The 12,721-nt window shown below is 74.6% G+C and carries 13 protein-coding genes; 10 read left to right on the top strand and 3 right to left on the bottom strand.

Going from position 1 to position 12,721, the window contains the following annotated elements:
- Nucleotide 1: 1 nt before the first annotated feature.
- The 4 genes from tsaE to tsaD all read left to right on the top strand — a co-directional run bounded on the left by tsaE (nucleotide 2) and on the right by tsaD (nucleotide 2,816).
- Nucleotides 2-487 carry a tRNA (adenosine(37)-N6)-threonylcarbamoyltransferase complex ATPase subunit type 1 TsaE gene (tsaE, locus tag LX15_RS19500; RefSeq protein ID WP_372502760.1) on the top strand — a complete coding sequence of 162 codons (486 nt, stop codon included), beginning with the start codon at nucleotides 2-4 and terminating at the stop codon, nucleotides 485-487.
- Between the two features lie 75 nt (nucleotides 488-562).
- Nucleotides 563-1,252, top strand: coding sequence for a tRNA (adenosine(37)-N6)-threonylcarbamoyltransferase complex dimerization subunit type 1 TsaB (tsaB, locus tag LX15_RS19495; RefSeq protein WP_253671056.1), 690 nt, complete (start codon nucleotides 563-565; stop codon nucleotides 1,250-1,252).
- Nucleotides 1,249-1,758, top strand: a complete 510-nt coding sequence (rimI, locus tag LX15_RS19490; protein WP_253671055.1) for a ribosomal protein S18-alanine N-acetyltransferase — start codon at nucleotides 1,249-1,251, stop codon at nucleotides 1,756-1,758. The genes tsaB and rimI overlap by 4 nt, the downstream gene beginning before the upstream one ends.
- Nucleotides 1,755-2,816: a tRNA (adenosine(37)-N6)-threonylcarbamoyltransferase complex transferase subunit TsaD gene (tsaD, locus tag LX15_RS19485; RefSeq protein WP_253671054.1), complete on the top strand. Its 1,062-nt coding sequence runs from the start codon at nucleotides 1,755-1,757 to the stop codon at nucleotides 2,814-2,816. Before rimI ends, tsaD begins: the two co-directional genes overlap by 4 nt.
- 5 nt (nucleotides 2,817-2,821) lie before the next feature.
- On the opposite strand, the gene LX15_RS19480 is transcribed toward tsaD, so the two are convergent.
- The gene (locus LX15_RS19480; RefSeq protein ID WP_253671053.1) at nucleotides 2,822-4,363 is read right to left on the bottom strand and encodes an FAD-dependent oxidoreductase; all 1,542 of its coding nucleotides are present in this window, start codon (nucleotides 4,361-4,363) and stop codon (nucleotides 2,822-2,824) included.
- Nucleotides 4,364-4,675: 312 nt separating this feature from the next.
- Here LX15_RS19480 and groES point away from each other — a divergent pair, with 312 nt between their 5' ends.
- From groES to LX15_RS19465, 3 genes are all read left to right on the top strand, one after another.
- Nucleotides 4,676-4,972 carry a co-chaperone GroES gene (groES, locus tag LX15_RS19475; protein ID WP_073479286.1) on the top strand — a complete coding sequence of 99 codons (297 nt, stop codon included), beginning with the start codon at nucleotides 4,676-4,678 and terminating at the stop codon, nucleotides 4,970-4,972.
- A gap of 85 nt (nucleotides 4,973-5,057) precedes the next feature.
- Nucleotides 5,058-6,683, top strand: a complete 1,626-nt coding sequence (gene groL, locus LX15_RS19470; RefSeq protein ID WP_253671052.1) for a chaperonin GroEL — start codon at nucleotides 5,058-5,060, stop codon at nucleotides 6,681-6,683.
- 230 nt (nucleotides 6,684-6,913) lie between these two features.
- Complete coding sequence (locus LX15_RS19465; protein ID WP_253671051.1) at nucleotides 6,914-7,798, top strand: helix-turn-helix domain-containing protein; 885 nt, start codon at nucleotides 6,914-6,916, stop codon at nucleotides 7,796-7,798.
- Nucleotides 7,799-7,848: 50 nt separating this feature from the next.
- Here LX15_RS19465 and LX15_RS19460 read toward each other — a convergent pair whose 3' ends face one another.
- Together LX15_RS19460 and LX15_RS19455 are read right to left on the bottom strand one after the other, a co-directional pair.
- Nucleotides 7,849-8,190: a PLD nuclease N-terminal domain-containing protein gene (locus LX15_RS19460; protein ID WP_253671050.1), complete on the bottom strand. Its 342-nt coding sequence runs from the start codon at nucleotides 8,188-8,190 to the stop codon at nucleotides 7,849-7,851.
- 188 nt (nucleotides 8,191-8,378) lie between these two features.
- Nucleotides 8,379-8,675 (bottom strand): WhiB family transcriptional regulator, encoded by a 297-nt coding sequence (locus LX15_RS19455; RefSeq protein WP_253671049.1) that lies wholly within the window; start codon nucleotides 8,673-8,675, stop codon nucleotides 8,379-8,381.
- Between the two features lie 303 nt (nucleotides 8,676-8,978).
- Here LX15_RS19455 and LX15_RS19450 point away from each other — a divergent pair, with 303 nt between their 5' ends.
- The 3 genes from LX15_RS19450 (at nucleotide 8,979) to LX15_RS19440 (ending at nucleotide 11,816) form a co-directional block, all read left to right on the top strand.
- Nucleotides 8,979-10,151: a MerR family transcriptional regulator gene (locus tag LX15_RS19450; protein WP_372502758.1), complete on the top strand. Its 1,173-nt coding sequence runs from the start codon at nucleotides 8,979-8,981 to the stop codon at nucleotides 10,149-10,151.
- An 81-nt stretch (nucleotides 10,152-10,232) separates the two neighbouring features.
- The gene (locus tag LX15_RS19445) at nucleotides 10,233-11,180 is read left to right on the top strand and encodes a hypothetical protein (protein WP_253671048.1); all 948 of its coding nucleotides are present in this window, start codon (nucleotides 10,233-10,235) and stop codon (nucleotides 11,178-11,180) included.
- A gap of 39 nt (nucleotides 11,181-11,219) precedes the next feature.
- Nucleotides 11,220-11,816: a response regulator transcription factor gene (locus tag LX15_RS19440; protein WP_073479281.1), complete on the top strand. Its 597-nt coding sequence runs from the start codon at nucleotides 11,220-11,222 to the stop codon at nucleotides 11,814-11,816.
- Nucleotides 11,817-12,721 lie beyond the last annotated feature (905 nt).

Below are 12,721 nucleotides of genomic sequence, written 5' to 3'. Positions count from 1 at the left end.
CGTGTCGCGGATCGAGGACATCGCCGTGGAGCTGCCGGACGTCACGGACACCGTGGAGTTCGGCCGACGGCTGGGCGAGGTGCTGCGCGCCGGCGACCTGGTGCTGCTGTCCGGCCCGCTGGGCGCGGGCAAGACGGCGACGGTGCGCGGGATCGCCGCCGGCATGGGCGTGGCCGGTCAGGTGAACTCCCCGACGTTCGTGATCGCCCGCGTGCACCGTCCCGCGCCCGGCGGGCGGGGCGTCCCGCTGGTCCACGTCGACGCCTACCGGCTCAACGGGCTGGACGAGCTGGACGACCTCGACCTGGACACCGACCTGACCGACGCCGCGGTGGTCGTCGAGTGGGGTGAGGGCGTCGCGGAGCGACTGTCCGAGGATCACCTGATCGTGCGACTGGACCGCCGGCAGGACGACGTCCGCGTCGCCCGGTTCGAGCCGCACGGGGAGAGCTGGGAGTCGCGGCTGCGCGCGTCCTTCGACGTCTGAGGCTCTGAGGCGGCCCGCCCGGCTCGGGGCCGACGTGCCGCACGCGGTCCCCGGGGCGCGCCCTACGCTGGACGGGTGCTCGTCCTCGCGATTGACACCGCCACGCCGGCCGTCACCACCGGGTTGGTCCAGCTCGACGCGGCGGCGGGGCCGCGCACCCTCGCGTCGCGCGTCACCGTCAACGCCCGCGCCCACGGGGAGCTGCTGACCCCGCAGGTCAGGGAGGTCGTGGCCGAGGCGGGCGCCGCCCTCGGCGACGTGGACGCCCTCGTCTGCGGCGCCGGCCCCGGCCCGTTCACCGGTCTGCGGGTCGGCCTGGTCACGGCGGCCGCGCTCGGCCACGCGCTCGACCGGCCGGTGTACCCGGTCGCCACCCCGGACGCGATCGCGTACGACGTGTTCCGGGACGCGCCGGGCCAGGAGCTGCTGGTCGTGACCGACGCGCGGCGGCGGGAGGTGTACTGGGCGCGGTACGACGAGACCGGCGCCCGGGTCGACGGCCCGAACGTGGAACGCCCCGCCGAGCTGGCCGACCGCCTCGCGGGCGCGGTGGTGCGCCGCGCCGCCGGGCAGGGCGCGGAGCTGTACGCCGACGTGCTTGGCCTGCCCGTGACCGCGCCGGGCTTCCCCAGCCCGGCCGGGCTGGTCGGCGCGGCGGCCGACGCCGTGCTCTCCCGCGCGACCCCGGCGCCGCTGACCCCGCTCTACCTGCGCCGGCCCGACGCCGTGGAGCCGGGCGCCCGGAAGCGGGTGAGTCAGTCGTGAGCGCCGAGGGCGCCGCCGCGCTCCCGGCCCGGCTGGAGCGCCTGCGCTACCAGGACCTGGGGCGGTGCGCCGAGCTGGAACGCGAGCTGTTCCCCGGCGACGACCCGTGGCGGGAGTCGGTGTTCGCCTCGGAGCTGGACCAGGGGCACTACTACCTCGGGGCCTGGGTCGGCGACGAGCTGGTCGGCTACGCGGGGTTGGCGGTCGTCGGCCGGCGACCGGTGGCCGAGGCCAGCGTGCAGACCATCGGCGTCGACCCCCGCTGGCAGGGCAGGGGTGTCGGCCGCGGGCTGCTGCGCGCGTTGCTGCGCAGGGCGGACGCCTTCGAGGCGACCACGTTCCTGGAGGTGCGCACCGACAACGCCCCGGCCATGGCCCTGTACGTGGCGCACGGCTTCGAGGTCGTGGGCCTGCGGAAGCGCTACTACCAGCCCTCGGGCGCGGACGCGTACACGATGCGGCGCCTCCCCGTCTCCGAGGCCGAGCACGGGAGGACGGCGTCGTGAGCGCGCTCGCCGGGGCCGTCGTGCTCGGGATCGAGACCTCGTGCGACGAGACCGGGGTCGGGGTGGTGCGCCTGCGCGCCGACGGGCACGTCGAGCTGTTGGCCGACGAGGTGGCCTCCAGCGTCGACGAGCACGCCCGGTTTGGCGGCGTGGTGCCGGAGGTCGCCAGCCGGGCGCACCTGGAGGCCATGGTGCCGACGGTGCGGCGGGCCATGGAGGTGGCCGGGGTTCGGCCGTCCGATGTGGACGCCGTAGCGGTGACGGCGGGGCCGGGGCTGGCCGGGGCGCTGCTGGTGGGCGTGGCCGCGGCGAAGGCGTACGCCACGGCGTGGGGCGTCCCGCTGTACGGCGTGAACCACCTGTCCGCGCACGTCGCGGTCGACACGTTGGAGCACGGCCCGCTGCCGGGGCCGGCGTTGGCGTTGCTGGTCTCCGGCGGCCACTCCAGCCTGCTGGAGGTCGCCGACCTGGCTGGCCCGGTCAACCAGCTCGGCGCGACGATCGACGACGCGGCCGGCGAGGCGTTCGACAAGGTGGCGCGGCTGCTCGGGCTGCCGTTCCCCGGCGGCCCGCACATCGACCGGGTCGCCCGCGAGGGCGATCCGGACGCCATCGCCTTCCCGCGCGGCCTCACCGGACCCCACGACCCCGCCTACGACTTCTCCTTCTCGGGGCTGAAGACGGCCGTGGCCCGGTGGGTGGAGGCGGCGGAGCGCGCGGGCAGGAGCGTCCCGGTGGCCGACGTCGCGGCGTCCTTCCAGGAGGCCGTGGTGGACGTGCTCACCGCGAAGACGGTCAGGGCGGCCAGGGAGCGCGGCGTCGACCACCTGATCATCGGGGGCGGGGTCGCCGCCAACTCGCGCCTGCGGTGGATGGCCGAGCAGCGGTGCGCCGACGCCGGGATCACGCTGCGGGTGCCCCGGCCGAAGCTGTGCACGGACAATGGCGCGATGGTGGCGGCGCTCGGCGCGCACCTGCTGGCCGCGGGGGTCGAACAGTCCTCCTGGGACATCCCGGCCGATCCCGGCCTGCACGTCTCCGAGATCGTGATGCCGTGAGGCCCTCACGCCCGGTCGCGGTCGGCCCCTGAGACGTCCACAGGGGACAGCGGGTGCACGGCGGGGCCGTGGAGCACGCTCCCGTCGGGGCGGAACCGCGACCCGTGGCACGGGCAGTCCCACGTCCGCTCGGCGTTGTTGAACGCCACGAGGCACCCGAGGTGCGTGCAGCGGGCCGAGACGGTGTGCAGGACGCCCTCCTCGTCGCGGTGGGCGGCGACGAGCCGGGAGCCGACCCGGGTGACCGTCGCCTCGCCGGGAGCGAGGTCGGCCGGCTGGCGCCGGTTGCCCAGCGCCCGCGCGTGGTCGACCGCCGCGTGCCGCGCCACCGTGGCGTTGAAGCGGCCGACGGTCGGCAGGGACCCGAGCCGGGGGCGTCGCGCCGGGTCGTACAACGGGGCCCAGTCGTTCTCCTCGCCCGTGACGAGGTCGCGCAGCAGCAGCCCGGCGAGGGTGCCTCCGGTCATTCCCCACTGCCCGAACCCGGTCGCCACCCACAGGTTGTGGACGCCGGGGAGGTAGCGCCCGATGTACGGCAGGGCGTCGGGGGTCGCCAGGTCGTGGGCCGACCACTGGTGGGTGGGGGCGCCGATCGGGAAGCGCCGGCGCGTCCACTCCACGAGCCGGCGGTGCCGGGCGACGACGTCCTCGTGGGCGCCGGGCCGGGAGTGCTCGCCCAGCGCGATCAGGAGGTGCCGGCCGTCGTCGAGCGGGGTGGTCCGGATGGAGTGTCCACTGTCGACACCGAGGAACAGCCCGTCCGGCGGCTCGTCGACCGGCGCGGCGACGACGAGGTCGCGCACCGGGTCCAGCCGCGCGAAGAACACGCCCCTGTCCAGGATCGGGTAGTGCGTGGTCACGACGACGTCCCGCGCCCGCAGCCGCCCCCGCGTGGTGAGCACGATGCGCCCGTCGCCGCCCGGCTCGACGGTCAGGGCCCTGACCCCCTCCGCGATCACACAACCCGCCGCCTCGGCCCGGTCGGCGAGCGTGAGCAGCCACCGGCGCGGGTGGAACTCCGCCTGCCCGGTCACCACGACCCCACCCGCGGTCTCGAAGGGCAGCCCGACCGCGTCCCTGAACTCCGCGGTGAGCCCGGCCCGCGCGGCGGCCTCCGCCTCGCGGCGCAGGTCGGGGACCTTCCTGGGGTCCTCGGTGAACAACCAGCTCTCCCTGCGGCGGAAGGCGCAGTCCACGCCGAGCCGCTCGACCTCGGCGGCGATCCACTCCAGCGCGGCCGTCTGGCTGTCCGCGTACCGCGCCGCGGCCTCCTGGCCGTGCAGCGCGGCGAGCCGGTGGTACTTCATCCCGTGTTGCGTGCTCACCTTGGCGGTGGTCGCGCCGGAGACGCCGGACGCGATCCGCCCCGCCTCGACCAGGGCGACCGAGCGGCCGGCGAGGGTGAGCAGGTAGGCGGTGGTGATCCCGGCGATGCCCGCGCCGAGGACGGCGACGTCGACCTCGGCGGGCAGCTCGACGTCGGCGCGGTCGGGGGCGGGAGCGCTGGTCTCCCAGTACGAGGGGCCGCTGAGGGCAGGAGTCTCCATCTTCGGGGGATAACCGGGAACGCCGGCCGCGACGCGACCACCGACGGCGTTCCGCCCGCCTGGCGGGTGGTCCCGAGCCGGCGCGCGGACGGGTGTTCCGGCGGGTCCGGGCCCGGGGGAGCGGCCGACCGTGGCAGGGTGGTGGCGACACGCGCGCCGCGAGGGGTGGGGTGCGTTGAGCGTCTGGCACTCTCGTGGGTAGAGTGCTAGTCGCACGGCGCCGGCCCGCCCCGGCACCCGCGACGGCGGGGTGGCAGGAGCCGTCGGTACCTGCCAACGCTTCGAAGACCCCAGAAGGTGGAGGTCACACCGGTGAGCGTGAACATCAAGCCGCTCGAGGACAAGATCCTCGTCCAGGCGAGCGAGGCCGAGAACACGACGGCGTCCGGCCTCGTCATCCCGGACACCGCCAAGGAGAAGCCCCAGGAGGGCAAGGTTCTGGCGGTGGGCCCGGGTCGCGTGGACGACAAGGGCAACCGGGTTCCGGTGGACGTCAACGTGGGTGACACCGTCATCTACTCCAAGTACGGCGGCACCGAGGTCAAGTACAACGGCGACGAGTACCTGATCCTCTCCGCCCGCGACGTGCTGGCCGTCATCGAGAAGTGACGTCCCGCTGACCGCGTGAACCGCCCCGGCGGCCCCGTCTGGGGTCCCGGGGCGGTCGCGTCACGGGTGACAAGGAAGGCAGGCAATGCCCAAGCAGATCAGCTTCGACGAGCACGCGCGCCGGTCGCTGGAGCGCGGCGTCAACCAGCTCGCCGACGCGGTGAAGGTGACGCTCGGCCCGCGCGGTCGGCACGTGGTGCTGGACAAGAAGTTCGGCGGGCCGACGGTCACCAACGACGGCGTGACCGTCGCGCGCGAGGTGGAGCTCGACGACCCGTTCGAGAACCTCGGCGCCCAGCTCGCCAAGAACGTCGCCACCAAGACCAACGACGTGGCCGGCGACGGCACCACGACCGCCACCGTGCTGGCCCAGGCCATGGTCCGCGAGGGTCTGCGCACCATCGCCGCCGGCGCCAACCCGACCGCGGTGGGCCGGGGCATCCAGGCGGCGGCCGACGCCGTGGTGGAGACCCTCAAGACCAAGGCGACCCCGGTCAAGGGCCGGGACAACATCGCCCAGGTCGGCACCGTGTCCTCGCGGGACGAGACGATCGGCGCCCTGCTCGGCGAGGCGATCGAGAAGGTCGGCGAGGACGGCGTGATCACGGTCGAGGAGGCCTCGACCCTGACCACCGAGCTGGAGATCACCGAGGGCGTCCAGTTCGACAAGGGCTACGTCTCGCAGTACTTCGTGACCAACCCGGAGGCCGCCGAGGCCGTGCTGGAGGACGCCTACGTCCTGCTGCACCGGGAGAAGATCTCCGCGCTGGCCGACCTGCTGCCGGTGCTGGAGAAGGTCATGCAGACCGGCAAGCCGCTGCTGATCGTGGCCGAGGACGTCGAGGGCGAGGCGCTGTCCACCCTGGTGGTCAACGCCATGCGCAAGACGATCAAGGTCTGCGTCGTGAAGTCGCCGTACTTCGGCGACCGGCGCAAGGCGTTCATGGACGACCTGGCGATCGTCACCGGCGGCCAGGTCGTGGCCGCCGAGGTCGGCATGAAGCTGGCCGAGGTCGACCTGGAGGCGCTGGGCCGCGTCCGGCGCGTCGTGGTCACCAAGGACACCACCACGCTGGTCGACGGCGGCGGCGACCGGTCGGCCGTGGAGGCCAGGGCCGAGCAGCTCCGCAGGGAGATCGAGACCACCGACTCCGACTGGGACCGCGAGAAGCTCCAGGAGCGGCTGGCCAAGCTGGCCGGCGGCGTCGCGGTGATCAAGGTTGGCGCGGCCACCGAGACCGAGCTGAAGGAGCGCAAGCACCGCATCGAGGACGCGGTGGCCGCGACCAAGGCCGCGGTCGAGGAGGGCATCGTGCCCGGCGGCGGCTCGTCGCTGGTGCACGCGGCCAAGACGCTGGACGACGACCTCGGCCTGACCGGTGACGAGGCGATCGGCGTGCGCGTCCTGCGCTCGGCGCTGAACGCCCCGCTGTTCTGGATCGCGGCCAACGCGGGCCAGGAGGGCGCCGTCGTCGTGTCCAAGGTCCGGGAGCAGGAGTGGGGCCACGGCTTCGACGCGGCCAACCTGGTCTACCGCGACCTGCTGGAGATCGGCGTCGTCGACCCGGTGAAGGTGACCCGCTCCGCGGTCGCCAACGCCGCCTCCATCGCGCGCATGGTGCTGACCACCGAGAGCGCCGTGGTGGAGAAGAAGGAGGAGGAGCCCGAGGCCGGTCACGGCCACGGGCACGGGCACGGCCACCGGCACTGACCGGGACCGGAACGCCTTTCGGCACGAGGGGCCGGCTCGCGACGCGAGCCGGCCCCTTGCCGTCGGGCGCGGTGCCGTCGGGACCCCGGCTCGTCCTCGGACAGCCGTCCTCGGTCGGGGCCACCGGCCGAGCATTACCCGATCAAGTGACACCAGAACGCTTGTGGCGCGGCGCGCGCGGTTGAACACTCTCGCGATCGAGGACCGGCGATCAGCACTGGAGGTGTTCGGTGACCACACGCCAGAGCCCGGCCGTCGACCGTCGGCGGCTCGCGTCCGAGCTGCGCAGGCACCGGGAGCGCGCCGGTCTCACCACCGTCGAGGTGGGCGCCAGGCTCGCCTGCTCCCAGTCCAGGATCAGTCGCATCGAGCGGGCCAGGATCGGCGTGGGGCCGTGCGACGTCCGGGACCTCTGCGCGCTGTACGGCGTCTCGGGGGAGGAGACCGAGTTCCTGGTGGGCCTGGCCGGGCGGTCCCGGCAGAAGGCGTGGTGGAGCCGGTACCACGACGTCATCGACGGACCCTACGTCGAGATCGAGGCCGGCGCGGAGCGCCTGCGGGCCTACGACGCCCTGTGGGTGCCCGACCTGCTCCAGACCCCGGCCTACGCGCGGGCGGTGGTGCGCGCGGCCCGGCCGGGCCTGCCCGTCGACGAGGTCGAGCGGCGGGTCGAGTTCCGGATGGCCCGCCAGCGGATGCTCACCGACGAGCAGCCGCTGCGCGCGGCGGTCGTGCTGGACGAGGGCGTCCTGCACCGCGCGGTCGGCGGCCCAGGAGTGATGGGCGGCCAGCTCCGCCATCTCCGCGAGGTGTGCGGGTTGCCCACGGTGGCCCTGCGGGTGCTGCCGTTCGCCGTCGCCGAGGAGGTCGTCGCCGACACCGGTTTCGTCCTGCTCGACGTCCCCGGTCTGGCCACGCGGCCCACCGGCGGCATCGTCTTCCGGGACGTCGCGGGCGGTGGCGTCGCGGTGGAGGGCGCCGAGTCGGCCCGCCACCACACGGAGCTGTTCGACCGGCTGTGGTCGGCGGCCCTGCCGGAGACCGAGTCGTTGGCGTTCGTCGATGCCGTCGCCGGGAGGTTCGAGGCGCTGGCCAGGGACGAGACCGACGCCTGAGGTGAGCGCCCGCGCGGCCCCGCGTCGACCGGCCTACGGGTTGACGGGTGTCAGGGCGGCGCGGGCGGCGCCGCGCCGGGCGGTGGCGGCGACGAGAGCGTGACCGTCGAGGGGACCATGTGCGCGACGGGCCGCCCCACGGCGAACCACAGCAGGATGCCGAGGGGTTGGAAGAACAGGGCGATCAGCACCCAGAGCACCTTCCTCCCCGCGGTCATCGGGGAGCGCAGGACGCTCACCACCGTGATGATCAGCAGCACCAGGTAGAGGAGGGCCCCGACTCCCGCGCCGAGCGCGGCGCCCCACCCCCAGGCCTCGTCGTAGTCGTGGTCGTACCGGTCCCTCGTCGCCCAGAACGCGAGCGCGGACAGCGGGGCGGGTGTCGCCACCATCGGTCCCTCCCTCCTCGTCGGCTCCGCCGACGCCGACCTCCGTCGACGCGCGGAACAGGGCGCGCGGCGGCGGGTCGGTGGACAGGACGAGGGGGCGGTGCCGGGCTCCTCCCCCAAGGAGTCCGGCTCCCGCCCCCTCGCCGTGACCGTCGCCGGGGCTGCCCCCCGCGAGTCCCGGTTCCGGTCGCTCACCGCAGCGCGAGCTGCCGCTTCCTGGCCTTGATGATCGAGTCCCGCTCGGACTCGGACAGGCCGCCCCAGATGCCGTAGGGCTCCTGCACCGCCAACGCGTGGCGCCGGCACTGTTCCAGCACCGGGCATCGTTGGCAGATCGCCTTCGCCCTCGCCTCCCTCCTGGCCCGTGCCGGTCCCCGCTCGCCGTCAGGATGAAAGAAGAACGCGCTGTCCATCCCGCGGCAGGAGCCGCGGAGCTGCCAGTCCCAGAGATCCGCGTTGGGTCCGGGGAGTCGTCGGGTGTCAGCCACCGCGACCACCTCCTCACCGTGTCGGTGCCCCACCTTCGGTTGCGGTGTTGATCCGGCTTGACCGTGCCAGCGGGCCCGCGATCCCCGTCCCTCCACGCCGTGAGCCGGTCTCGCGGCTGTCTCCCGACCTTGCGAGCAGGTCTCGCTGTTCCAACCAGGACTCACGGTAGAACCGCGTCAAAACTTGTTCAAGACCTTTCGCGTCAGAAGTTGTTCAACTCGTCCCGCTGTGCGCTGGGCCACACGGGGCGCATCCGGTCGTCCGGGTTGCCACCCGGCCGGGTCACCCGGACCATGTCCCGCGTGACGACGCAGCCGGAGACGCACGACGGGGCGACGGCTGGCGACACGCACCACGACGTCGTGGGCATGGCGGACTTCCCCGAGCCGACCGAGGTGGAACCCCCCGGCACCGGGATGGGCGGGACGGGTCCCGAGACCGGACGCGACAGTGAGCCGCGGCTCACCGTGGCCGCGGTCGCCAGGCGGCTCGGGGTCGCGCCCGCCACCCTGCGCACCTGGGACCGCCGCTACGGCCTGGGGCCCAGCGACCACACCAGCGGGCGGCACCGCCGGTACGGGCCCCAGGACGTCGCGCGGCTGGAACTCATGCAGCACGCGCTGCTGCGGGGGGCCTCGCCGGCCGAGGCCGCCCGCTACGCGTTGACCTCCCCGCTGCCCGCGCTCCAGGCGGCCACCGCGGTCGGGCGGCCGCCGGTCGAGGCCGTGGGGCCGTCGCCCGGCGCGGAACCGCTGCTGCTCGCCGGTGGCGAGGGGGAGCCCGACGCGGGAGCGGGCGTCGGCGGGCGGGTGTTGCGCCTGCCCGGCGCGAGCCGTCGGGCCAGGGGGCTCGGTCGCGCCGCGCTGGCGATGGACGCCGCCGCGGCGCTCCACCTCGTCGCGGACGCGATCGCGGAGGATGGCGTGGTCGGGGCGTGGGACGGCGTGATCCGCCCCGTCCTGGCCGCCGTCGGGGAGCGCTGGGAGCACTCGGGCGCCGGGGTCGCGGTGGAGCACATGCTCAACGAGTGTGTGATGACGGCGCTCGCGAGGGCGACCGCGTCCGCGCCCCCGCCGTGCAACCCGCGCCCCGTGCTGCTCGCCTGCGTGCCGGAGGACCAACACGTGCTGCCGTTGCGGGCGCTCGCCGCCGCGCTCGCCCTCCGGGGCGTCGGCTCGTTGATGCTCGGCCCCGCGTTGCCCGTCGACGCGTTGGTGGCCGCGGTGCGGCGCACGGCCCCCGCCGCCGTGGTGCTGTGGGCGCAGCTTCCGCACCAGGCCGACCCCCGACTGCTCGCGGCTGTGCCCCGCACCCGGCAACGGGTCCGGGTGTTCGCCGGCGGACCGGGGTGGGAGCCGCTGCTGGCCCCGGCGCAGGTCGAGGTCCTGGAGGCGCTCGGCCCCGCGGCGGACCGGGTCGAACAGGCGGTCCTCGGCCCGCGTGGCGTCGCGACGGACGGGTTGGCGCGGACCTGAGAGCGGGGCGGCGCGGGCCGGGCCGCGCCGACGCCGGGTCGCGCGGCGGGCGTTGTCCGGGGCGGCGACCACAATGCCGTCATGGACGAGCTTCGCCGGGCCGCCTTCGGGGACCGACCCGACGCCGACGTGTGGGCCGACGCGCGGTCCGCCGACCCTCGACGGCGTTGGCTGGCCGCGGTGGCCCTGGGCGGTCAGGGGTGGTACGCCGCCGCGGCCACCGCGTTGTCCGGGCTCCTGGCGCACCCGGACCCGGTGCTCGCCGCCATGGTCGGGGTCACCCTGGCGTCCCACCGCCGCCAACTCGGCGCGCACGCCGCCGCCAGAACACTGGACGGGCAGGCGCTACGACGAATGGCGGAAGAGAATTGGCGAACGGTCGCCCGCCATTCAGTCGAATTTCCTGAAATCAACTCGGATGACGCCCGCGTCGACGCATTGGTGGGCCTGGCGGCCGACGCGGTCGGATTGGGTCGAGTCGACGAGGCGCGGCGCCTGCACGCCGCCGCCGGAGCCGTTGATCACGTTTCTTCGCGGTGCGCAATACGCCGTGACTGGGTGGGCGCGGAGATCGCGCTCGCTGGCGGCAACCCCCACGCGGCAATTGCCTGCGCCGAACGGGCGGCGGTTCGCGCGTCCGAGTGTCCCTCGATCCGGCACCAGGCCAAGTCTCACCTGGTCCTGGGCGTCGCCATGGCGACCGCCGGCGACGCGGGGGGAGCCGAGCTGCTGGAGCGGGCGCTCGACCAGGCCCTCCGGCACGGCCTGCTCCCGCTCGTCTGGCCGTCCGCCCTGGTCCTGGCCGGTCTGCCCGGCCGCGACCCCGCGCGTTTCACCCCGTTCGCACGGGGCGCCCTCCAGACTGTCCTTCGCCGTGCCGACGCCCGCGCCAGACTCCTCGCGGAGGCCTCTTCGTGGTTACCCTCAGATTTGCTCCGTTCCAGTGACCCACCCCGAACGGGCGGCGAAACGATTCTTGACGGATTAAGCACCGGATCGTGTCAAGGTTCGGCTCCCGGCGTCCGATAGGGGAGGTGGAACGTCACTCGGCTGCAGGAAGGAGTCCCCGTGACGACGGTCCTGATCTGCGATGACCGGCGCAGCGTCCGGGAGGGCCTCACCCGTGTCATGTCGGCCGTACCGGGGGTGAGCAGGATTGACTGTGTCGCGCACGGTGATGAGTTGCTGGCGCGCTACTCCCGGCAGCCGGTCGATGTCGTCCTGGTGGGCACACAGCGGGCGGTGCCGACGGGAGTGGAGGCGACCAGGCGGCTGGTCTCCGCGCACCCGCAGGCGAACGTGATCGTGTTCGGAGCGCCGGACGACGCCGGCAGCATCGCCGCCGCGATCGCCGGAGGCGCCCGCGGCTACCTCCGCTGGGACGCCTCGCGACCGGAGCTGGTCGCCGCCCTCGCGCACACGCTCGCCAGCACCTCGGTGCCCGCCCCTCGCCAGCCCTCCGACCCGGGGGTCCAGCTCACCGAGCGGGAGCTCCAGGTGCTCAGGGGCATGAGCCAGGGGAAGAGCAACGGCCAGATCGGACGGGAGCTGTACCTGTCCGAGGACACGGTCAAGACCCACGCCCGCCGGCTGTTCCGCAAGCTCGGCGTGCGGGACCGGGCGCAGGCGGTCGCCCACGGCTTCCGGCGGGGCCTCGTCTCCTGACGGGGCCGCGTCGTGGCGGGAGGTCCGGCGGCGGACGGGGTCGACCGCGGGTGGCCGGGGAGTGTCCGGCACCCGTGACGACCGGCGCGGTTGTCCGCTGCGCGGGTCCTCGTCGTCGCGGCGGCAGGCGACGGGCGACGGCACGGCGACGGCGGCCTCAGCGGGTCGCGGGTCGGTCTGGTCGGCGGGGAGTGGGCAGGCCGCGCCGAGCGCCGACGATGAGCCGGGCCGAACCGGGCCGGGCACAGCAACGAACAACGGAAGAACGACGAGAACGACGCTCGCCGACCTCGACCCGAGGAGGCGACCCGAGGGCCAGGGGCCCCGAGGTCGTCGCGGGGACGCGGCGGCGGGCGACGGCACGGCGACGGCGGAGCGCGCGCGTCGGGGCGGTGCCGGGCGCGGAGGACCACACCCGGTCCCCCGGTCCGGGACCCGTCGACACGAGGGGCGTCCGCGTCGTCGTCGGCCGATCCTCCAGAACGGTCCGCGTGGGGCGGCGGGCCGCCTCGGCGCGCTGGAGGGGCCCTGGGAGGCGGTTCCCGCGACGACGGCGACCACGGCCTCCCGGATCTCGGACCTCCGACCTCGCGACGACCGACGAACCCTCTGACGCGCGGCGTCCGCTTCGTGGCGGCGTCGGCCGGACGAGGGCGCGCGGGCGGTCGACCGTGGTCGCGGGTGTGATCCGGGGACCGCGGCGACCAACGTCGCGCGGCCCGGCGCGTCCTCGTGAGTGTCTCCCTTTTCCCGGGACGGGTGCCCACGCTCGCCGGCCGTGCCGGCGGAACGGCGCACTGGACCATGTGAGCGGGATCCCAGCCGGCGTCCGGGTGTCGATCGGCTCCCAACAACCGACCAGTCAGTGCTGCCCGGTACGGTGAACACGACCGGCAACGAGAGGG

This window comes from Streptoalloteichus tenebrarius, assembly GCF_024171885.1.
In the GTDB taxonomy this organism is placed as follows: domain Bacteria; phylum Actinomycetota; class Actinomycetes; order Mycobacteriales; family Pseudonocardiaceae; genus Streptoalloteichus; species Streptoalloteichus tenebrarius.
This window is presented reverse-complemented; position numbering and strand designations above follow the sequence as displayed.